Genomic DNA, 20,388 nt, shown 5'->3' with positions numbered 1-20,388 from the left:
GCGCAATAATCCCATTGCGAATCGACCCATCCATGAAAACGTTTCTGCAGGAGGTTGCGGCGGATCTCTACGCCCGCTACGGGGAGTTGCTCTCGGAGCGGGCGATCCTCTTTCCGTCGCGGCGTGCGCGGCTCTTCTTCATCGACGCCCTGTCGCAGATTGTCGAGCGGCCGATGTGGCAGCCCGAGTGGGTGACCATCGACGACCTGATGACCGAGATTTCGGGACTCCATACGGGGGACCGCGTGCGTCTGATCACCGAGCTCTACAAGATCTACTCGGAGTACCACGCCGAGCCCTTCGACAAGTTCTACTTCTGGGGCGAGATGCTGCTCAACGACTTCGACACGATCGACAAATACGCCGTGGATGCCGACCAGCTCTTCCGCAACATCACCGATATCAAGGAGCTCGAGGCCGACATTTCGTACCTTACGCCGCGGCAGCTGCAGATCCTGCAGTTCTGGTCGACGCTGGGGCCCGAGGCCGATCTTTCGGCCGAGAAGCGGCGCTTTCTGGCCATCTGGAAGACGCTGGGGACGGTTTATCACCGGCTGCGCGACCGCCTTACGGAGCTGGGCATCGCCTACGGAGGAATGATCCAGCGAGCGGCGGCCGAGCGGATCCGGGCCGGGGCGTTCTCCTTCCCGGAGCCGCGGCGCTACGTCGTGGCGGGCTTCAACGCCCTGTCCGAATGCGAGAAGACGCTCTTCCGCTTCCTGTCGACGGCTGCCGAGACGGACTTCTATTGGGACTATGACTCCTACTACAAGGATTCGCCCGAGCAGGAGGCGGGGATGTTCGTACGCGAGAACGTCGTGCAGTTTCCGCCGCGCGGGGCGGTTTCGCACGACAACATGACCTCGCCGAAGGAGCTCACCTCGGTGGCTGCGGTGTCGAACGCCGTGCAGTGCAAGGCTGCGGCGGGCATCCTGAGCGGACTCTCCGGCGGGCGGGCGCTCGACAAACGCACGGCCGTGGTACTGACGGACGAGAACCTGCTGCTGCCGCTGCTCTATGCTCTGCCGCCCGAGATCGGCCGTGTGAACGTCACGATGGGCTACCCGCTGCGCACGACGCTGGCCTACACCTTCGTCGAGCGCCTCATCGAACTGCAGAACCACCGCCGTCGCAAGGGCGACGGGTGGTCGTTCTACCACGCCGATGCGGAGGGAATTCTGGCCCATCCCTACGTCTCGGAGAGCGATCCCGACCTGACGCGGCAGATGCAGGAGGAGATCGTCCGCGAGCGGCGCATCTCGATCGACGGCTCGTGGCTGGCGCGCAACGAACTGTTGACGACGATCTTTGCGGCGGCCGAGGGGTGGCAGTCGCTTTCGGAGTGGCTGCTGCGGGTGGTCGAGGCCGTGGCCCGCATCCCCTACAAGGGGAACGACGCCCGCCAGCGGGTGGAGTTTCTGGCCGTCATCGCCGGGGAGCTCACCAAGCTGCGCAACTCGCTCGAGGCGTGCGACATCGAACTTTCGACGGAGATCTATGCCTCGCTGTTGCGGCGTCACCTGCAGACGATGCGTATCCCTTATGAGGGGGAGCCGCTCGAGGGGCTTCAGGTGATGGGTATCCTAGAGACGCGCAACCTCGACTTCGAGAACGTCATCCTGCTCTCGATGAACGACGACAACTTCCCGGGCAACCACATGGCCCAGGCGTCGTTCATCCCCTACAATCTGCGCTCGGCCTACGGGCTGCCGACCCCCGAACACCACGAAGGGGTCTACGCCTACTATTTCTACCGCCTGCTGCAGCGGGCGCGGCGCGTGTGGATGGTCTACTGCTCGCATGCCGACGACAAGTCGACGGGCGAACCGAGCCGCTACATCTACCAGCTCGACTACGAGAGCGGCATTCCGCTGCGGCGCATCGAGGTGGGCGTCGACGTCAACCTGGCGCAGAGCGAACCGATCGAGGTGGCGAAGGATGCCGCGGTGATGCAGCGTCTGGAGCGCTTCACCGATCCGGCGTCGAAGGCAACCCTCTCGCCGACGGCCTTTTACCGCTACGTGGCGTGTCCGCTGCGCTTCTACTTCCACTCGGTGGCGCGGCTGGAGACCGACGACGAGATTTCGGAGGAGGTCGACGCGCCGATGTTCGGTACGATCCTTCACGCGGCGCTGCAGAAACTCTACACGCGGATCGTCGGCGAGTCGCACCCCGGCGCAACGCTCCGCGCACTGCTCCGCACGAAGGAGGTGGCCCGGGCCGTCGAGGAGTCGATCAACGAGAACTACCTGAACGATCCGAAGGCCACGACTGCCGATTATACGGGCAACCTGCTGTTGGTCAAGGATATCGTGACGCGCTACCTGCGGGGCGGGGTGATGCCCTACGACGCGGCGCACGACGGCTTCACGGTGCAGGGGCTCGAGCAGCCGGTTTCGTACGGATTCGATTTCCGGGCCGGGGAGCGCACGCTGCGGATGAAGTTCGCGGGCATTGCCGACCGCATCGACCGGCTGGATGACGGATCGCTGCGCGTAGTCGACTACAAGACCGGGGCACCGCATCTGGAGTTCGCGGGGCTCGACAGCCTCTTCCACGGCGAGGGGAAGCAGCGCCTGTCGAACATCCTGCAGACGCTGCTCTACGCCATGATGCTCTACCGCACGCAGGGACTCGATGCCGAGCCGACCTTGTACTACGTGCGGGCGATGAACCGGGAGACGTATCTCCCGACGCTGGTTGATCATGAGACGGGCGTCCGCGGCGGCCGCTATACGCTCTATGCCGAACGCTTCGAGGAGCTGGTGCGCGCGACGCTGGCCGAGATGTACGATCCGGCAACACCGTTCCGGCAGTGTGCCGATGCGGATACGTGCCGCTACTGCGACTTCAACATCATCTGCAAGCGGTAGGGTATGGGATCGGTATTTCCGGTTTGTTTTGTCTTTCGGCTCAACCGGGAAGGGTGATCCGTTCTGGAAAGAATTTTGCAGTCCCGGAAAAAAGTGTAACTTTGTAAGAGAATCCTAAACACCTCCGACCATGAAACTGCGACGATTCTGGAGTGTGGGTCTGATTGCGACCCTGCTCTTCTCACTGCTGTTCACCTCATGTGCCGTCCGGCCCGTCCGGCCCGTCGGGCCTCGGCCGCCGCGCCGTCCACCCCACGAGGTGCCGCCTCCGCCGGGCTATGGTCCCCACCATCCCGGGCCGCAGCGTCCCGGGCCGCAGAAGCCCGGAAAGCCTGGCAAACCCCAAAAACCGAAGAAACCCAAGAAGCAGAAGCCGCCCACGCCGCCCCGACGGTACGACGATCCGCGCTTCTGATCGAATGGCGACAGGCATAAAAAGCCCCGGGGAGAAAACTCCCTGAGGCTTTTTGTGTGAATTGGGAGTGTTTTGTGCGGGTCTCGGGTTTGTGTGAATTGCGGGCTTCCGCACGTATTGCGGGCGGCTGCATCTCTTCCCGATTGGCCGTTGCCGGCCTTTCGCGGGGCTTGTTCTGTCAGCCGTCGCCGGTCCTTGTCCCCTCTTCTGCCGCGTTTGTTCTGCCGTCAGAGCTTGACGACGAAGTAGCCGGCACCGCTTCGACGGGCGGCCTCGATGCCGATCGGCGAATCTTCGAAGATGAGCGTCTCGCGCGGCGAACACCCTTCGCGGTGCATCACCTCCAGAAAGCAGTCGGGGTGGGGTTTGGCCCGGGCGATGTCCTGCCCCGAGAGAATGCCGTCGACGCATCCGAGCGGAGCTTCGTCCTCCGGGGTGTCGGGGCCTCCGATTCCAAGATGATGCATCACGTTTTCGATGTTGGCGCGGCTTCCGGTCGAGACCACCCATACGCGGCCGCCCTGGCTGCGGAACTGGCGGCAGAACTCCCACAGCGGGCGGTTCAACCGCACCGAGTCGAAGAACGACGGGTAGAGGGCAATCTTGCGCCGACGGATCCGTTCGCGCTCGGCGGGGTCGGTGATGCCGTATTGCGTGAGAAACTCCTCGCAGCGCATGCCGAAGTAGCGGGCCGCATACTCCTCCCCGGTCAGGGGATAGCCGGCCTCACCCAGCGCGGCGACATAGGCCAGCGTATTGGCCCGACGGGTGTCGGCCAGCGTGCCGTCGAAATCGAGCAGCAGCAGCCGGATTCGGGTATCGTTGCCTGTGGGTGCCATCAGTCGAAGGATTGCATGCCCGACTGTGCGATGCGCATCAGCCGCTGGTATTCGCTCGGGGTGAGCTCCATGAAGAAGTAGTGGATTGGGTCGACGCGCATGCCGTCCTTGCGCACCTCGTAGTGGAGGTGGGGTGCCAGCGAGAGGCCCGTGTCGCCCGAGAGGGCGATGATGTCGCCGCGGCGGACGCTCTGGCCCTTGCGGACGTTGATTTTCGAAAGGTGGCTGTAGGAGGTTTCGTATCCGTTTCCGTGGTCGATGACGACGGTCTGGCCCTGGGTTGAATTTCGCGACGAGGCGTCGCGGACCACGCCGTCGGCCGTAGCGAAGACGCGCGAACCCTCGGGAATGGTGTAGTCGACGCCCTGATGCGACTGCAGGGTCTTGAAGAAGGGGTGGATGCGCATGCCGTAGGAGGCAGTCAGCAGGGTAAGCTGTTTGTTGATCACGGGCTGGATCGAGGGGATGTTGTTGCAGCCCTTGCCGACGGTGTCGATCCGGGCCTGGAGTTCGAGGTAGGAGTCGTTCAGCCGGACCATCTGCTGCTCCATGGCGAGAACTCCTTCCCTCAGTTCGCGCTTGAGCTGGCGGGTCGAGCGTCCGACGATCTTCTCGTAGGTGGCGGCCTGCCGCTGTTCGACCTCGTCCTCGAAGTCGTAGGGCTCCGATTCGAAGAGGATGCGGAAGACGTTTCGATCGCGGTCCGCGAGGTTGTCGAGGACCATCGACAGCGAGTCGTAGCGCTGTTCGAGGACGTGGTATTCCGAGCGGAGGCGGTCGGTCGAGTGTTTGAGCTGATATTCGAACGGCGTGTCGAAGAAGATCGAGAAGCCGATGTAGTAGAGCACGGCGACGCCGAACCAGACGAACAGGTGTACGGTTGCACTCAAGATCCGTTGTTTGCGGCGTTTGCGTCGGCGGAGACGTTCGAGATCCTTCTTACCGGTCATGGCGTCAATACTTTTCGAAGTTGGTTTCGCGCAGGTTCTCCATCAGACGCTCATACTCTTCGGCCGTCATGTCGCGGTTGAAGTAGTTGATCGGGTTGACGGGGACTCCCTTGTGGATCACCTCGTAGTGGAGGTGGGGCCCGGTCGAACGGCCAGTGTTGCCGGTTCGGGCGATGATCTGCCCGCGGACGACCGTATCGCCGGGCTTGACGAGCACGTCGCTCAGGTGGGCGTATCGGGTTTTGTAGCCGAATTCGTGGTTCAGGAGGACCTGGTGTCCGTACCCGCCGTTGTATCCGTTTTCGGAGGCGATCTCGACGACGGCGTCGCCCGTGGCGAAGACGGGCGTACCGCGGTCGCAGCCGAAGTCGACACCCGTGTGGGCGATCACGCGGTGGAGCACGGGGTGGAAGCGCCGCGGGGTGAAGGCGCCGATGTGGTTGTTGTGCAGTGCCTTGCGGTCGATGGGCCAGATGGCGGGCACGGCCATGGCCAGTTGCTCCTTGTTTCGGGAGAGCTGCTGGAGCTCGTCCATCGAGACCGATTCGAGATAGAGCGTGCGGGCCAGGGCGTCGATCTGGCGCCAGGTGCCGACCATCAGCGGCGCGTAGTCGTCGTCGGCCAGCGGGGCGTATTTCGAATCGGGGTAGGGCTTCCAGACGCCGGGGATCGAGAGCGTGTCGGTCGAGAAGAGCGAGCGGTAGACGTAGCTGTCGCGGTGGCGGATCTCGTCGACGCGGCGCTGTGCCGTGCGGATACGGTCCTGGAGAATGCGGTAACGGATGACCGTTTCGCGGTTGTCGCGCAGGATGCGGTACATCTTGGGCGTGTAGAAGAAGTAGGAGAAGAGGACGTTGGCAATCGAGACGAGGATGAAACCGATGAGGATCTTGCGGATCAGGCGGTAGGTTTTCAGTCGGAAGGGGGCCGTCACCACGTCGCGCGTAAGGATCTGTGCCTCATGCGTCAACTCGTCGGCACCGTGTCGGAGTGCCTCTTTGTCGAATCTGTGACCTTTTTGCCCCATTGCCGAAAAATCTCTTGCTGCGAGGTGCAAATTTAGTTTAAAATGTGTAATTTTGCAACCCGAAACAAGAACGCGAAAACAGGATAATATATGATGGAGTCCAATAAAATCAGACAGGCTTTTCTCGATTTCTTTGCGTCGAAGGGCCACGTAATCGTTCCTTCGGCCCCGATGGTGGTGAAGGGTGACCCCACGCTGATGTTCACCAACGCGGGGATGAACCAGTTCAAGGACATCTTCCTGGGCAATGCGCCGCGCAAGTATCCGCGTGCGGCCGATACGCAGAAGTGCCTTCGCGTGTCGGGCAAACACAACGACCTGGAGGAGGTCGGACACGACACCTACCACCATACGATGTTCGAGATGCTGGGCAACTGGTCCTACGGCGACTACTTCAAGAAGGAGGCGATCGAGTGGGCCTGGGAGTTGCTCCACGACGTCTACAAACTGCCTGCCGAGCGGTTGTACGCCACGGTATTCGAGGGTTCGGAGGAGGACGGCGTGCCGTTCGACCAGGAGGCCTACGACTACTGGCGGCGCTTCCTGCCCGAGGACCACATCATCCGCGGCAACAAGCACGACAATTTCTGGGAGATGGGCGATACGGGCCCGTGCGGTCCCTGCTCGGAGATCCACTACGACCTGCGTGACGAGGCGGAGATTGCCGCCAAACCGGGCCGTGAGATGGTCAATGCCGGCCACCCGCAGGTGATCGAGATCTGGAACCTGGTCTTCATGCAGTTCAACCGCAAGGCCAACGGTTCGCTCGAGGAGCTTCCGGCGCGCAACGTCGATACGGGCATGGGCTTCGAGCGCTTGTGCATGATTCTGCAGGGCAAGAAGTCGAACTACGATACGGACGTCTTCCAGCCGACCATCGCGCGCATCGCCGCCATGGCGGGCAAGCGCTACGGCGAGGATGAAAAGTCGGACGTTGCCATGCGCGTGATCGCCGACCACCTGCGCGCCATCGCCTTCTCGATTGCCGACGGACAGCTTCCGTCGAACGTCAAGGCGGGCTACGTGATCCGCCGCATCCTGCGCCGGGCCGTTCGTTACGGCTATACCTACCTGGGCTTCACCGAGCCGACGATCTGCCGGCTGGTACCGGGTCTGGTCGAGCAGATGGGGGGCCAGTTCCCCGAACTGAAGGCGCAGCAGACGCTCATCATGAAGGTGATCGAGGAGGAGGAGGCCGCCTTCCTGCGGACGCTGGCTACGGGCATCAACCTGCTGGACGGCGTGATTGCCCGCACGAAGAAGGAGGGCGCGAACCGCATTTCGGGCAAGGATGCCTTCGTGCTGTACGATACGTTCGGCTTCCCGATCGACCTGACCGAGCTGATCGCCCGCGAACAGGGCGTTGAGGTCGACCTGGATGCCTTCGAGCAGGAGTTGCAGGCTCAGAAGGAGCGTTCGCGCAACGCCGCGGCCGTCGATACGGACGACTGGGTGGAGCTGATCCCGATCAAGGAGAGCATCTTCACGGGCTACGATACGCTCACCGAGCAGATCCATATTGCCCGCTACCGCCGCGTGACGTCGAAGGGCAAGACGTCGTATCAGCTGGTCTTCGACCGCACGCCGTTCTACGGTAATTCGGGCGGTCAGATCGGCGATATCGGCTTCATCGAGAGCATTAACGAGCGCATTCCGGTCGTGGCTACCGAGAAGGAGAACGGTCTGATCATCCACATCGTCAACCAGCTTCCGGAGAATCCCTCGGCCGAATTTACGGCCAAGGTTGATCCCGGGAAGCGGCAGAGCGCTGCCAACAACCATACGGCCACCCACCTGCTGCACGAGGCGCTGCGCAAGGTGCTGGGCCCGCACGTCGAGCAGAAGGGTTCGCTCGTCACGCCGGAGATGCTGCGATTCGACTTTTCGCACTTCCAGAAGGTGACGCCCGGACAGCTGCGCGAGGTGGAGCATCTGGTCAACCGGGCCGTTCGTGCCGACTATCCGCTCATCGAGAACCGCTCGGCGACGAAGGAGGAGGCCGAGGCTGCCGGAGCGATGATGCTCTTCGGCGAGAAGTACGGCGACCGGGTCCGCATGGTGCGCTTCGGCACGTCGGTCGAGCTGTGCGGCGGAACGCACACGCGTTCGACCGGAACGATCGGCTTCTTCAAGATCCTTTCGGAGAGTGCCATTTCGGCCGGCGTACGGCGTATCGAGGCCGTCACGGGCGAGCAGGCCGAGAAGATGATCTACGCAGCCGAGGATACGATGCGCAGCCTGGCCGAGAGCCTCAATAACCCGCAGGTGGTACAGGCCGTGAAGAAGATGCTCGAGAGCAACGAGGCGCTTTCGAAGGAGGTCGAGGCGATGCACCGCGAACAGGTGGCGCAGTGGGCCGACAAGATCGCCGCATCGGTTCCCGAGCGGGAGGGCATGCAGCTCTTCGCCCAGCAGACGGACCGTCGTCCGGATCTGGTGAAGGATCTGGCCTACAATTTGCGGCAGCGTCTTCCGCGCCTGGTGCTGGTCGTAGGGTCGTTGTGCGATGGCAAACCGACGCTGACGGTGATGCTGGGCGACGAGATCACGGCGCAGGGCGTCAATGCCGGAGCCGTAGTCCGCGAGGCGGCGAAACTGATGCAGGGCGGCGGTGGCGGCCAGGCGTTCTTCGCCACGGCCGGCGGCAAGAAGGCCGACGGGCTGCAGGCAGCCATTGACAAGGCCGTGGAACTGATTTCTGCACAAGTAAAATAACATCAAAAACGAGAGAGATATGAGCAACAAGGTATTATTGATGATCCTCGATGGCTGGGGAGACGGCCATCACGACAAGGCTGATGCGATCTGGACGGCCCATCCGGCCTACATTTCGGCCCTGACCGGGAAGTATCCCCACGCCGAACTGCGCACCGACGGCGAGAACGTCGGTCTTCCCGAGGGGCAGATGGGCAACTCGGAGGTGGGTCACCTCAATATCGGTGCCGGACGTGTCGTTTACCAGGATCTGGTGAAGATCAACCGGGCGTGCCGCGACAACTCGATTCTGAAGAATCCCGAGATCGTGAAGGCTTTCGGGTATGCGAAGGAGAAGGGTGTCGGCGTCCACTTCATGGGTCTGACGTCGACCGGCGGCGTGCACTCGTCGTTCGAGCACCTCTTCAAACTGTGCGACATTGCGCAGGAGTACGGCGTATCGGACCGCACCTACGTACACTGCTTCATGGACGGCCGTGATACCGACCCGCACAGCGGCAAGGGCTTCATCGCCCAGCTGGAGGAGCACCTCTCGAAGACGGGCGGCAAGATCGCCACGGTGATCGGCCGCTACTACGCCATGGACCGCGACAAACGCTGGGAGCGTGTGAAGGTTGCCTACGACGCCCTTGTTGAGGGTGTGGGCGAGCACGACACGGATATGGTGGCAGCTGTCGAGAAGTCGTACGCCAACGAGGTGACGGACGAATTCATCAAGCCGATTGTCCATGTGGACGCCGCGGGCCAGCCGATCGGACTGATCCGCCCGAACGATCTGGTGATCTTCTTCAACTACCGCAACGACCGCGCCAAGGAGCTGACGATCGTTCTCACGCAGCAGGACATGCCGGAGGCCGGGATGCACACCATGCCGCTCTACTACTGCTGCATGACGCCGTACGACGCCAAGTTCACGGGGCTGCACATTCTCTTCGACAAGGCCGACGTGCCCGATACGATCGGCGAGTGGGTTTCGAAGCAGGGTCTGAAACAGCTGCGTATTGCCGAGACGGAGAAGTATGCCCACGTGACCTTCTTCCTGAACGGCGGCCGCGAGGACAAGTTCCCGGGTGAGGAGCGTATTCTGGTTGCCTCGCCGAAGGTGGCTACGTACGACCTTCAGCCCGAGATGTCGGCTCCGGAGGTTGCCGACAAACTGGTAGCCGCGCTGGGCGAGCGGAAGTTCGACTTCATCTGCCTGAACTTTGCCAACGGCGACATGGTGGGCCACACGGGTGTCTACGATGCCATCGTGAAGGCCGTGAAGGCTGTTGACCAGTGCGTGGCAAAGGTTGTTGAGGCAGCCAGGGCCAACGGCTACGAGGTGGTGATGATCGCTGACCACGGCAATGCCGACAACGCGATCAACCCGGACGGCACGCCGAATACGGCACACTCGCTCAATCCGGTGCCCATCGTGGTTGTGTCGGATCGCGTGAAGGCCGTTCATAACGGTATTCTGGCCGACGTGGCTCCGACGGTGCTGAAGCTGATGGGTCTTCCGCAGCCCGAGGAGATGACCGGCAAGGTTCTCGTCGAGATGAAATGAGAAATACCTGCTTTAAGTATCGGACAAATTGAATAATTTTATTTAACCGGCTTGATTTTATGAAGAAATTATGTATGGGGGGGGGGTATTTAGCCTTGCCATCGCGTTAAGCGCGACTTCCTGCTATTCCACGAGGATCCTGTATGGGGATGTAAAGCCCAATGAACCGTTGGTGCAGATAAATCAAGTGTGGAATCACCACATCATCGAAGGACTGGTTCCGGTTGGTAAAAACAAACTCGATGCTTCGGAATATGTGAACGATGCGGAGAATTTCGTGGTAAAGACCAACCAAAGCTTTGTGAACATGTTGATTTCGGGCATAACCTTCGGTATTTATACCCCGACGCAGACCAAATTTTATATCCCGTTGCGGGATATGCAGGTCCCGGTACAGAATGGAAAAATCAAGTCGGATCAATGAAAAGGGGGCTGTCTAACCATCTTAGACAGCCCTCTTTCTTGCAGGCTGTGGGCGCGGAAGAGCCGTCAGTAAAGTTCGATATATTCGTAGGCATTTCCGACCGCGGCGAGAAATTTGGCAAACTCCTCCTGCGGGATGACCACCGTGGCGCGGTTGTCGTTCGGGTGGAACGAGAGGGCGGGCCAGCGGCGCAAATTGGCGTCGAGGAAGAGGTGGACGTGGTTCGCCGGATCGTTGATGAGGCCGAAGGGCGAGACCGAACCGGGCTCCAGCTCCAGCCAGCGGGCCATGCGCTGCTCCGAGGCGAACGACAGTTTGCCCTGATGCAGGCGGTGCTCCAGATCGTGGATGGCCAGCGACTGCTCGCAGTCGAATACGACGAGGTAGTGCCGGTCGCCCTTGTGGTTGCGGAAGAAGAGGTTCTTGCAATGCTTCGAGCCGTCGTTGTGCCAGTATTGGCGGGCGATCTCGATGGTCGGGGCCTCGGGGTGTTCGTACCACGTGTAGCGGATCCCGTGGGCATCGAGCCAGTCGAAGACCCGCTGCCGGCGTTCGTCGACCGGCGGCAGGATGATTTGCTGCGTCTCCATCGTCAGTCGTTTTTCCAGTTTTCGCGGATGTTGCGGGCGATGCACCCGACCAGCACCTCGACGGCCTCGACGGGCGACCAGGCGTTGTGGGGCGAGAGCAGCAGCCGGTCGGGTTCGCGGACCGCGAGCAGGGGATTTCCCTTTTCCAGCGGTTCGTGGACGAAGACGTCCAGTGCGGCTCCGGCCAGCTGACCGGCATCGAGCGCAGCGGCCAGTGCCGCCTCGTCGACAATTCCGCCGCGTGCGACGTTGATCAAGAGGGCCGACGGCTTCATGCGGGCGAGCTCGCGGGCGCCGATCAGCCCGCGCGTGCGGTCGTTGAGCGGGCAGTGGATCGAGACAACGTCGGCCCAGGCCAGCAGCGCGTCGAGCGGCATCATCGGGTAGGCCTCCTGGCGTGCGACGCCCGACGTCGAGGTGTAGGCCACCTCGCAGCCGAGGGCTTCGGCCACGCGTGCGACGCTGTGTCCGATGTTTCCGAGCCCGACGATGCCCCAGTGCGAGCCGTAGAGCTGATGGGTCGTGCGGCCGAAGTGGAACTGGCGGTCGGCCCCGGCGTAGTGCTTCTTCGTGTAGCGGTCGTAGTAGACCGCCTGCCGCAGGAGGGCGATGGCGGCGCCGATGGTGGTTTCGGTCACCGAGTGGGTCGAGTATCCGACGGCATTCTTCACGGCGATGCCCTGTTCGGCGGCCGCCGCGAGGTCGATGTGGTTCATGCCCGTGGCGGCGATGCAGATCAGCCGCAGCCGGGGCAGGGCGCGCAGCGTGGCGGCATTGAAGGGCACCTTGTTGGTGATGACGATGTCGGCCTCCATGCAGCGCCCGACGATCTCGTCGGGACGGGTCGTTTCGTAGGCGGTGTAGTTGCCCAGCGAGCGGATGGCCGAAAGGTCGGCTCCGCCCAGCGAGTATTCATCCAGAAAGACGATGTTGGGTTTCATGACTCTTTATTTATAAGGTCCTGTTGCTGTTCCGTTTTCGGAGAGGCGCCGTCCGGGGCCTGGACGCCGGAGTCTGCTGCCGGAGCCGTCCGTACACCCGGCTTCCCCGGCTTCGCAGCTCCCGCCTGAGCCGGAGCGTCGAGCTCGCCGATCAGCCCGCGGATGACGACCGAGGCGCATCCGATGCCGAACAGCGCCGGGATGTAGGAGATCGTGCCGACGTTCGACTTCTTGTTCTGCTCCTCGCAGAGGATCATCGCCCCTTCGCGCATCGGTTCGGGCGAGAAGACGGCCCGGAAACCGCTTCGGATCCCGAGTTTGTGGAGCCGTTTGCGGAGCATGTGGGCCAGCGGGCAGTGGTGGGTCTTCGAGATGTCGGCGATTTCGAGCTTCGTGGGGTCCATCTTGGCCCCGGCGCCCATCGAGCTGACCAGCGGCAAGCGGCGTTCGAGGGCGGCGGCAATCAGCGCCAGTTTGGGCGAGAGGGTGTCGATGGCATCGACCACATAATCGTAGGATGCGGCGTCGAGCAGCCGGTAGGTCTCCTCGTCGCGGATGTAGCGGTTGACGACCTCGAGTTCGATCTCGGGGTTGATGTCGCGCAGCCGCTCGGCCAGTATGTCGGCCTTCTGCCGCCCGACGGTCGAGTGCAGGGCGACGAGCTGGCGGTTGATGTTCGAGGGGGTGACCGCGTCGGCATCGGCGATGGTCATCCTCCCCACGCCGGCCCGGGCCACCATCTCGGCGGCATAGGCTCCCACGCCGCCGAGTCCCACGACCAGGACGTGTGCGCGTTTCAGCCGGTCGAGTTTCTCTCGGCCCAGCAGCAGTTCGGTTCTCTCCAGCCAGTTATCCATTCTGTTTTGCGAATATGCGTTCATAATTCTCCAGCGTGGCCCGTTTCAACTCTTCGAGCCTGATTCCGCGCAGTGCGGCCACCCGTTCGTAGATGGATTCGATCGTCACGGGATCATCGTCCGTCTCGAGGAACAGCTGCGTGAGCGGCACCTCCTGCAGGGCGCGCAGACTCTTCGGTGAGGCGAACGTCCGCTCGCCGAATGAGAGCATGTAGCCGCGTCCGAGAGCCTGGCGGGCCTGCTCCGGGGATCCGATGAATCCGTGGAAGACGGCGGCGCGGGGCGGGCAGGCTGCCAGTTCGCGCATCAGCGGCTCGAAGGCCCTCACGCAGTGCAGCACGACGGGCAGTCCCCGGTGCCGTGCCAGCTCGAGTTGCATTCGCAGCACGTCGAGCTGCAGCTGCCGGTCGACCGCGCAGGCGTAATCGAGCCCGATCTCGCCGATGGCCTGCACGCGGCCGTCAAAACGGCCGTCGGACTGGCCGTCGGCTTGACCGTCTGGACGAGCGTCGAAACGCGCGGCAAACTCCTCGGCAGTTGTGCGATCGGCCCTCCAGGGGTGGATGCCTTCGGCCCGGAGTTCGATTCCGTTACCCGTCGGGCGATGGGTGTGTATGTTGACGTACGGGGCCATTTTCCGAGCAAAAGTAGAAATTTTAAGTAAATTTAGGAAATAATGGTCGACGAGAGGGCGGATATCGGAAAAAAATTCGTACTTTCGCACGCGGTAAGGCTGTTAGCCTGCTAACAGAGTTAGCGCGCTAACAGTAAGAGTCAATCCGACACGATCTGAAAATCGGCCGCGGCAACGTCGGAATCCCGTATGGGAAGGGGCGTGTGCGGGCGTCGGAGCGGAGGAATGAACTGGGAAAACCCAACACACAAATAACTCAAAATCTTACACCATGTCGAAAATCATTACACTACGCAAGGGTTTAGACATCAATCTGGTGGGTAAGGCTCAGGAGACGTTGGCCACGGCGCCGATGGCTTCGGAGTATGCCCTCTCACCGTTGGATTTCGAGGGTGTGACACCGAAACTGCTGGTCAAGGCAGGCGATCGGGTGAAGGCCGGAACGGCGTTGTTCTTCAACAAGTTCAACGAGCGGATCCTCTTCACGTCGCCGGTCAGCGGCACGGTGTCGGCCATCAACCGCGGCGAGAAGCGCAAGGTGCTTACGGTGACGGTGACGCCGGACTCCGTACAGGAGTACGAGACGTTCACGATTCCGTCGCTTGGGAAGGCCACGCGCGAGGAGGTTGTCGAACTGTTGCTTCGTTCGGGCCTGTGGCCGATGCTGATTCAGCGGCCGTACGGCATCATTGCCAATCCGGCCGATACGCCGAAGTCGGTCTTCATCTCGGCGTTCGATACGGCGCCGCTGGCTCCGGACTACAACTTTGCGCTGAAGGGCGAGCAGCAGAACCTTCAGACGGGTCTCGAGGTGATGCACAAGCTCACCGACGGCAAGGTCCACCTGTCGGTGCTGGCCGGCCACGAGGGTGAGATGCCCAAACTGCAGGGCGTCGAGCTCCACACCTTCCGGGGCAAACACCCGGCAGGCAACGTCGGCGTGCAGATCCACCACATCGACCCGATCAACAAGGACGATCTGGTCTGGACGGTCAACATCCAGGATCTGGCCATCATCGGCCGGCTGTTCAACGAGGGCAAGGTCGACATGACGAAGACCATCGCCGTGGCAGGCTCCGAGATCGAGCATCCGCAGTACGTGCGAGTGATCGGCGGGGCGAAGGTCGACTCGATCGTCGGCGGGAACGTCCGTCCGCAGAAGGAGGGCGACTCGGTGCGCTTCATCTCGGGCAACGTGCTCACGGGCACGAAGACGGCGCTGGACGGCTACCTGGGCTTCTACGCCCACCAGCTGACGGCCATTCCCGAGGGCAACAAGTACGAACTGCTGGGGTGGGCGAAGCCGCGTCTGAAGAAGTTCTCCGTATCGCGTGCCTACTTCTCGTGGCTCTTCCCGCACAAGGCCTACGACCTGGACACGAACATGAACGGCGGCGAGCGTCCGTTCGTCGTCACGGGTCTCTACGAGCAGTATCTGCCGATGGACATCTATCCGATGTACCTGCTGAAGGCGTGCCTGGCGGGCGACATCGACAAGATGGAGAATCTGGGCATCTACGAGGTGACGGAGGAGGATTTCGCGCTGTGCGAATTCGTGGATCCGTCGAAGACCGAGATCCAGCAGATCATCCGCGACGGTATTAACTTAATGATCAAGGAGGCTTAAAGATGGGACTTCGCAACATAATGGATAAAATCAAGCCCACGTTCTCGAAAGGGGGAAAGCTGGGCTTCCTGGAGTCGACGTTCGATGCATTCGAGACGTTCCTCTTCGTGCCGAACACGACGACCGTGAAGGGCGCACACATCCGCGACTGCAACGACATGAAGCGTACGATGATCGTCGTTGTTCTGGCGCTGATGCCGGCGTTCCTGTTCGGTTGCTGGTGGACGGGCTCGCAGGTGGGTCTGGAGGGTTTCCGGGCCTTCTTCTACGGACTGGTCCGCGTGCTGCCGATGGTGTGCGTGTCGTACATCGTGGGTCTGGCCATCGAATTCTATTTTGCGCAGGTGCGCGGCCATGAGGTCAACGAGGGCTTCCTGGTCACGGGTCTTCTGATTCCGATGGTCTTCCCCGTCTCGACGCCGCTGTGGATGGTGGCGCTGTCGACGGCCTTTGCCGTGATTTTCGGCAAGGAGGTCTTCGGCGGTACGGGCATGAACGTCTTCAACCCGGCACTGCTGGCCCGCGCCTTTGCCTTCTTCGCCTATACGCCCTCGATGTCGGGTGAGACGGTCTGGTATTCGAACTGGACGATGATGGGCGCCCACGTCGACGGCATCACCGGCGCCACGGCCCTCGAACAGCTGGGCTCGACCGGTACGATGACCTATTCGCCGCTGGATGCCTTCCTGGGCATGATCCCGGGTTCGTTCGGCGAGACCTCGACGCTGGCCATCCTGATCGGCGCCGTGATTCTGCTGTGGACGGGCGTCGCCTCGTGGCGGACGATGGTTTCGGTCTTCGTCGGCGGACTGGCCATGGGCTATCTGTTCCAGGCGCTGGGCGTGACGAGCTATCCGGCCTGGTGGCACCTGATCGTGGGCGGCTTCGCCTTCGGCGCGGTCTTCATGGCCACGGACCCCGTCACCTCGGCCCAGACCAACAAGGGCAAGTATATCGTCGGCTTCATGACGGGCGCCCTTGCCGTGCTGATCCGCGTGGTGAACCCGGCTTATCCGGAGGGTATGATGCTCTCGATCCTCTTCATGAATGCGCTGGCCCCGCTGGTCGACTACTTCGTGGTCGAGGCGAACATTTCGCGGCGCAAGAAACGTGTGAAACTCGCAAAATAGGGAAGAGATGGCAACGAAAAAATTCAAATGCAACGTTTGCGGCTATATCCACGAGGGAGATGCCGCGCCCGACAAGTGTCCCGTTTGCGGGGCTCCGGCTTCGGAATTCACCGAACTGAAGGAGCCGAAGAAGGGTCTCGATACGAACAGCAACACCTATATCATCCTCTACTCGACGGTGATGGTGGTGATCGTCGCGGTGTTGCTGGCCGTGGCGGCTCTGGCGCTCAAACCGCGTCAGGATGCCAACGACCTGAACGAGAAGAAACGCAACATCCTGGCGTCGCTGTCGGCCGAGGGCGAGTCCTACGACCAGTTCATCGACGCCTACGTGGTCGATGCCGAGGGACAGCGTACGGACGGAGACGTCTTCGCGCTGCTGAACGACCTTCCGACGGCCTTTGCCGAGGGCAAGTTCCCGGTCTTCGAGGCCAGGGACGGCCGGATGGTGATCCCGGTGACGGGCAACGGACTGTGGGGTCCGATCTGGGGCTACGTGGCGCTGGAGAAGGACATGAATACGGTAGCGGGCATCATCATGGCCCACAAGGGGGAGACCCCGGGACTGGGTGCCGAGATCGCCACGCCGAAATACCAGGCGAACTTCGTCGGCAAGACGATCTTCGAGGGTGACAAGTTCGTGTCGGTGACGCTCCGCAAGGGCGGGGCGAAGGATCCGGCCCACGAGGTGGATGCCGTCTCGGGCGGAACGAAGACCTCGGACGGTGTGACGGCGATGCTCTACAACAGCCTCAGTCACTATCTGCCGCTGCTGGAGTCGAAACGTCAGGCAGCCGCTCCGGCAACGGAGACGGGCGCTGCGGAGGTGTCAAACGAAGAAAAAGCTGAAAGCAATGAGTAACAACATGAAATACCTGACGGGCCCGTTCTCGGCGAACAACCCGGTCATCGTGCAGATTCTGGGAATCTGCTCGGCGCTGGCCGTTACGGTACAGCTCAAGCCGGCGATCGTGATGGCACTGAGCGTGACGGTCGTCACGGGCTTTTCGAACCTGGTGATGTCGCTGTTGCGCAACGGCGTACCGGCGCGCATCCGCATCATCGTGCAGCTGGTTGTGATCGCTGCGCTGGTGATCCTTGTGGACCAGGTGCTGAAGGCCTACGTTTATGAAGTTTCGAAACAGTTGTCGGTCTACGTGGGACTGATCATCACGAACTGTATCGTGATGGGCCGCGTGGAGGCCTTTGCGCTGGGCAACAAGCCGTGGGCGTCGTTCCTCGACGGCATCGGCAACGGACTGGGCTACGGCATGATTCTGGTGATCGTGGCCATCTTCCGCGAGCTGCTGGGTTCGGGGACGCTTCTTGGCTTCCGCATTATCCCCGAGAGCTGGTACATGGCCGAAGGAGGATTCTATTCGAACTGCGGTCTGATGTTGTTCCCGCCGATGGCGCTGATCATCGTGGGATGCATCATCTGGGTGCACCGTTCGCGCAACAAGGACTTACAGGAAAAATAGGAGGGTAGCATATGGAATCATTGAATATCTTCATCCGGTCGATCTTCATCGACAACATGGTCTTCGCCTTCTTCTTCGGCATGTGCTCGTACATCGCCGTGTCGAAGAGCGTGAAGACGGCACTGGGACTGGGCGCCGCCGTCACGTTCGTGATGGTGATGACCGTACCGCTGAACTACCTCTTGTATGAATACATCCTGCGTCCGGGGGCGCTTCACGCGTGGATACCGTCCATTCCGGAGAGTGTGGATCTGAATTTCCTGTCGTTCATTGTCTTCATCGCCACGATTGCGGCCTTCGTGCAGCTTGTGGAGATGGTCGTCGAGAAGTTCTCGCCGACGCTCTACAACCAGCTGGGCATCTTCCTGCCGCTGATTGCGGTGAACTGCGCCATCATGGGCGGTTCGCTGTTCATGCAGCAGAAGGTCGATGCGGGCGAACTGCAGACCCTGTGGCAGTCGATCGCCTACGGTCTGGGCTCGGGTCTGGGCTGGTGGCTTGCGATCGTGATGATGGCGGCCATTCGCGAGAAGACGACCTATTCGCACATACCGGCGGCGCTGAAGGGCCCGGGCATCGCCTTCATCATTACGGGTCTGATGGGTATCGCCTTCATGATCTTCTCGGGTATTCAGTTCTAAACTAAGAGATTCGAACAATGACAACAACGATAATCATAGCGATCGTGGCCTTTCTGGTCATCACGCTGGTGCTGGTGGCTCTGCTGCTGTACGCCAAGGCGAAGCTGACCACGTCGGGGGCCGTGACGATCGACATCAACAACGGTGAGAAGGTCATCACGACGGAGAGCGGATCGACGCTTCTGGCGACGTTGGCCAACAACAAGGTATTCCTTCCCTCGGCGTGCGGCGGCGGCGGATCGTGCGGCATGTGCAAGTGCCAGGTGCTGGAGGGGGGCGGCGAGCTGCTTCCGACGGAGACGGGCTTCATCACGCGCAAGATGGCCAAGGACCACTGGCGTCTGGGCTGCCAGGTGAAGGTGAAGGAGAATCTGAAGATCCACGTGCCGGAGGCCGTGCTGGGCGTGAAGAAGTGGGAGTGCACGGTGGTATCGAACCGCAACATCTCGACCTTCCTGAAGGAGTTCGTGGTGAAGCTCCCGGAGGGTGAGCACCTGAAGTTCCGCAGCGGCGGCTACATCCAGATCGACATTCCGAAGTACGATGCGATCAAGTTCTCGGACATGGACATCGACGAGCGCTACCGTGCCGACTGGGACCGCATGAAGATGTGGGATCTGGTGGCGACGAATCCCGAGCCGACGTTCCGCGCCTACTCGATGGCCAACCACCCGGCCGAGGGCAACATCATCATGCTGAACATCCGTATCGCCACGCCGCCGTTCGACCGTGCGACGGGAACGTTCATGAAGGTGAACCCGGGCATCTGCTCGTCGTACATCTTCTCGCGCAAGCCGGGTGACAAGGTGACGATCTCGGGCCCCTACGGCGAGTTCTTCCTGCCGGACAACCTGCCCGACACGCAGGAGCTGATCTTCGTGGGCGGCGGCGCCGGCATGGCCCCGATGCGCAGCCACATCATGCACCTGTTCAAGACCGAGAAGACGAAGCGTCCGGTATCGTTCTGGTACGGAGCGCGTGCGCTGAAGGAGGCTCCCTACCTGCACGAGTTCCACGAGATCGAGAAGGAGTTCCCGAATTTCTCGTTCCATCTGGCGCTGGACCGTCCGGATCCGGAGGCCGATGCCGCCGGTATCCCCTATACGCCGGGCTACGTGGCCAACGTCCTCTATGAGAACTACCTGAAGAACCATCAGGCCCCGGAGGACTGCATCTACCTCATGTGCGGACCTCCGATGATGATCTCGTCGGTGGTGAAGGTGCTCGACTCGCTGGGCGTGCCGCCTGAGAATATCCTCTACGACAACTTCGGCAGCTGATAGCGGCCGCCAACCGGAGAAAAGAGCCGGGACTCGATCGGGTCCCGGCTCTTTTTGTCAGTCCGGCCGGTGTCAGAGCAGTTTGCCGCTGAGGAACAGCGCCGTTCGAACCGGAGCCCCTTTCGGGCGGATTCCGGGCATTCGGGCGGGCCGTCGTCCCGACCTGTCGCGTCCCGACCTGCCGCGTCCCGACCAGCCGCGTCCCGACCAGCCGCGTCCTGACCTGCCGCGTCCCGACCTGCCGCGTCCCGACCTGCCGCGTCCCGACCTGCCGTCGTCCCGACCAGCCGCGTCCTGACCTGCCGTCGTCCCGACCTGCCGTCGTCCCGACCAGCCGCGTCCTGACCTGCCGCGTCCCGACCTGCCGTCGTCCCGACCTGCCGTCGTCCCGACCTGCCGTCGTCCCGATCTGCCG

Annotated in this window: 17 protein-coding genes and 1 pseudogene; 11 read left to right on the top strand and 7 right to left on the bottom strand. The window is 61.8% G+C overall.

What is annotated here, in order from left to right:
• Positions 1-32 precede the first annotated feature (32 nt).
• On the top strand, positions 33-2,873 hold the full coding sequence (locus tag B5G09_RS05360) for a PD-(D/E)XK nuclease family protein (protein ID WP_087404356.1): 2,841 nt from the start codon (positions 33-35) through the stop codon (positions 2,871-2,873).
• A 642-nt stretch (positions 2,874-3,515) separates the two neighbouring features.
• On the opposite strand, the gene B5G09_RS05355 is transcribed toward B5G09_RS05360, so the two are convergent.
• From B5G09_RS05355 to B5G09_RS05345, 3 genes are read right to left on the bottom strand one after another with little or no spacing between them, the layout of a single operon-like run.
• Positions 3,516-4,127 (bottom strand): HAD family phosphatase, encoded by a 612-nt coding sequence (locus tag B5G09_RS05355; RefSeq protein ID WP_087404355.1) that lies wholly within the window; start codon positions 4,125-4,127, stop codon positions 3,516-3,518.
• Positions 4,127-5,077, bottom strand: a complete 951-nt coding sequence (locus B5G09_RS05350; RefSeq protein WP_087404354.1) for a M23 family metallopeptidase — start codon at positions 5,075-5,077, stop codon at positions 4,127-4,129. The genes B5G09_RS05355 and B5G09_RS05350 overlap by 1 nt, the downstream gene beginning before the upstream one ends.
• A gap of 4 nt (positions 5,078-5,081) precedes the next feature.
• Complete coding sequence (locus B5G09_RS05345) at positions 5,082-6,104, bottom strand: M23 family metallopeptidase (RefSeq protein WP_087310530.1); 1,023 nt, start codon at positions 6,102-6,104, stop codon at positions 5,082-5,084.
• A gap of 93 nt (positions 6,105-6,197) precedes the next feature.
• On the opposite strand from B5G09_RS05345, the gene alaS reads away from it, so the two are divergent.
• The 3 genes from alaS (at position 6,198) to B5G09_RS05330 (ending at position 10,792) form a co-directional block, all read left to right on the top strand.
• Complete coding sequence (gene alaS / locus B5G09_RS05340) at positions 6,198-8,819, top strand: alanine--tRNA ligase (protein ID WP_087404449.1); 2,622 nt, start codon at positions 6,198-6,200, stop codon at positions 8,817-8,819.
• Between the two features lie 19 nt (positions 8,820-8,838).
• Positions 8,839-10,368: a 2,3-bisphosphoglycerate-independent phosphoglycerate mutase gene (gene gpmI / locus B5G09_RS05335; RefSeq protein ID WP_087404353.1), complete on the top strand. Its 1,530-nt coding sequence runs from the start codon at positions 8,839-8,841 to the stop codon at positions 10,366-10,368.
• Positions 10,369-10,540: 172 nt separating this feature from the next.
• Positions 10,541-10,792 (top strand): Bor family protein, encoded by a 252-nt coding sequence (locus B5G09_RS05330; protein WP_241147588.1) that lies wholly within the window; start codon positions 10,541-10,543, stop codon positions 10,790-10,792.
• Positions 10,793-10,857: 65 nt separating this feature from the next.
• Here the strand turns inward: B5G09_RS05330 and B5G09_RS05325 are convergent, their stop codons facing one another.
• The 4 genes and pseudogenes from B5G09_RS05325 to B5G09_RS05310 all read right to left on the bottom strand — a co-directional run bounded on the left by B5G09_RS05325 (position 10,858) and on the right by B5G09_RS05310 (position 13,814).
• Entirely contained in the window at positions 10,858-11,382 is a 525-nt protein-coding gene (locus B5G09_RS05325; RefSeq protein WP_087404351.1) for a prolyl-tRNA synthetase associated domain-containing protein, read from the bottom strand.
• 2 nt (positions 11,383-11,384) lie between these two features.
• On the bottom strand, positions 11,385-12,323 hold the full coding sequence (locus B5G09_RS05320; RefSeq protein WP_087404350.1) for an NAD(P)-dependent oxidoreductase: 939 nt from the start codon (positions 12,321-12,323) through the stop codon (positions 11,385-11,387).
• A 137-nt stretch (positions 12,324-12,460) separates the two neighbouring features.
• Positions 12,461-13,180, bottom strand: a pseudogene (locus B5G09_RS05315) (tRNA threonylcarbamoyladenosine dehydratase); the annotation flags it as partial.
• Positions 13,173-13,814, bottom strand: a complete 642-nt coding sequence (locus B5G09_RS05310; protein ID WP_087404348.1) for a TatD family hydrolase — start codon at positions 13,812-13,814, stop codon at positions 13,173-13,175. The gene B5G09_RS05310 and the pseudogene B5G09_RS05315, both read right to left, overlap by 8 nt.
• 271 nt (positions 13,815-14,085) lie before the next feature.
• Here B5G09_RS05310 and B5G09_RS05305 point away from each other — a divergent pair, with 271 nt between their 5' ends.
• The 7 genes from B5G09_RS05305 (at position 14,086) to B5G09_RS14065 (ending at position 20,271) form a co-directional block, all read left to right on the top strand.
• Entirely contained in the window at positions 14,086-15,441 is a 1,356-nt protein-coding gene (locus B5G09_RS05305; RefSeq protein WP_087404347.1) for a Na(+)-translocating NADH-quinone reductase subunit A, read from the top strand.
• A gap of 20 nt (positions 15,442-15,461) precedes the next feature.
• A complete protein-coding gene (gene nqrB / locus B5G09_RS05300) occupies positions 15,462-16,571 on the top strand; it encodes an NADH:ubiquinone reductase (Na(+)-transporting) subunit B (RefSeq protein ID WP_087310514.1) in 1,110 nt (369 codons plus the stop codon).
• A gap of 7 nt (positions 16,572-16,578) precedes the next feature.
• Positions 16,579-17,433 (top strand): NADH:ubiquinone reductase (Na(+)-transporting) subunit C, encoded by an 855-nt coding sequence (nqrC, locus tag B5G09_RS05295; RefSeq protein ID WP_087310512.1) that lies wholly within the window; start codon positions 16,579-16,581, stop codon positions 17,431-17,433.
• Entirely contained in the window at positions 17,426-18,052 is a 627-nt protein-coding gene (locus B5G09_RS05290; protein WP_087310510.1) for an NADH:ubiquinone reductase (Na(+)-transporting) subunit D, read from the top strand. Before nqrC ends, B5G09_RS05290 begins: the two co-directional genes overlap by 8 nt.
• An 11-nt stretch (positions 18,053-18,063) precedes the next feature.
• Positions 18,064-18,693, top strand: a complete 630-nt coding sequence (gene nqrE, locus B5G09_RS05285) for an NADH:ubiquinone reductase (Na(+)-transporting) subunit E (protein WP_087310508.1) — start codon at positions 18,064-18,066, stop codon at positions 18,691-18,693.
• Positions 18,694-18,710: 17 nt separating this feature from the next.
• Positions 18,711-19,973 carry an NADH:ubiquinone reductase (Na(+)-transporting) subunit F gene (gene nqrF, locus B5G09_RS05280; RefSeq protein ID WP_087310506.1) on the top strand — a complete coding sequence of 421 codons (1,263 nt, stop codon included), beginning with the start codon at positions 18,711-18,713 and terminating at the stop codon, positions 19,971-19,973.
• Between the two features lie 82 nt (positions 19,974-20,055).
• The gene (locus tag B5G09_RS14065; RefSeq protein WP_162608241.1) at positions 20,056-20,271 is read left to right on the top strand and encodes a hypothetical protein; all 216 of its coding nucleotides are present in this window, start codon (positions 20,056-20,058) and stop codon (positions 20,269-20,271) included.
• The last annotated feature ends 117 nt before the right edge of the window (positions 20,272-20,388 follow it).

Origin of the sequence: Alistipes sp. An54, from assembly GCF_002159375.1 — a bacterium.
Lineage (GTDB): Bacteria > Bacteroidota > Bacteroidia > Bacteroidales > Rikenellaceae > Alistipes > Alistipes megaguti.
Note: the sequence above shows the minus strand (reverse complement) of the source record. Positions and strands in the feature narration are given on the sequence as shown.

Excerpts from the sequence above, each read along its gene's own strand:
- alaS (WP_087404449.1), top strand. The coding sequence starts at position 6,198 with ATGGAGTCCAATAAAATCAGACAGGCTTTTCTCGATTTCTTTGCGTCG.
- B5G09_RS05310 (WP_087404348.1), bottom strand. The coding sequence starts at position 13,814 with ATGGCCCCGTACGTCAACATACACACCCATCGCCCGACGGGTAACGGA.
- B5G09_RS05320 (WP_087404350.1), bottom strand. The coding sequence starts at position 12,323 with ATGAAACCCAACATCGTCTTTCTGGATGAATACTCGCTGGGCGGAGCC.
- B5G09_RS05360 (WP_087404356.1), top strand. The coding sequence starts at position 33 with ATGAAAACGTTTCTGCAGGAGGTTGCGGCGGATCTCTACGCCCGCTAC.
- B5G09_RS05355 (WP_087404355.1), bottom strand. The coding sequence starts at position 4,127 with ATGGCACCCACAGGCAACGATACCCGAATCCGGCTGCTGCTGCTCGAT.
- nqrF (WP_087310506.1), top strand. The coding sequence starts at position 18,711 with ATGACAACAACGATAATCATAGCGATCGTGGCCTTTCTGGTCATCACG.
- B5G09_RS05325 (WP_087404351.1), bottom strand. The coding sequence starts at position 11,382 with ATGGAGACGCAGCAAATCATCCTGCCGCCGGTCGACGAACGCCGGCAG.
- B5G09_RS05345 (WP_087310530.1), bottom strand. The coding sequence starts at position 6,104 with ATGGGGCAAAAAGGTCACAGATTCGACAAAGAGGCACTCCGACACGGT.
- B5G09_RS05305 (WP_087404347.1), top strand. The coding sequence starts at position 14,086 with ATGTCGAAAATCATTACACTACGCAAGGGTTTAGACATCAATCTGGTG.
- nqrC (WP_087310512.1), top strand. The coding sequence starts at position 16,579 with ATGGCAACGAAAAAATTCAAATGCAACGTTTGCGGCTATATCCACGAG.
- nqrE (WP_087310508.1), top strand. The coding sequence starts at position 18,064 with ATGGAATCATTGAATATCTTCATCCGGTCGATCTTCATCGACAACATG.
- B5G09_RS05350 (WP_087404354.1), bottom strand. The coding sequence starts at position 5,077 with ATGACCGGTAAGAAGGATCTCGAACGTCTCCGCCGACGCAAACGCCGC.
- nqrB (WP_087310514.1), top strand. The coding sequence starts at position 15,462 with ATGGATAAAATCAAGCCCACGTTCTCGAAAGGGGGAAAGCTGGGCTTC.
- B5G09_RS05290 (WP_087310510.1), top strand. The coding sequence starts at position 17,426 with ATGAGTAACAACATGAAATACCTGACGGGCCCGTTCTCGGCGAACAAC.
- gpmI (WP_087404353.1), top strand. The coding sequence starts at position 8,839 with ATGAGCAACAAGGTATTATTGATGATCCTCGATGGCTGGGGAGACGGC.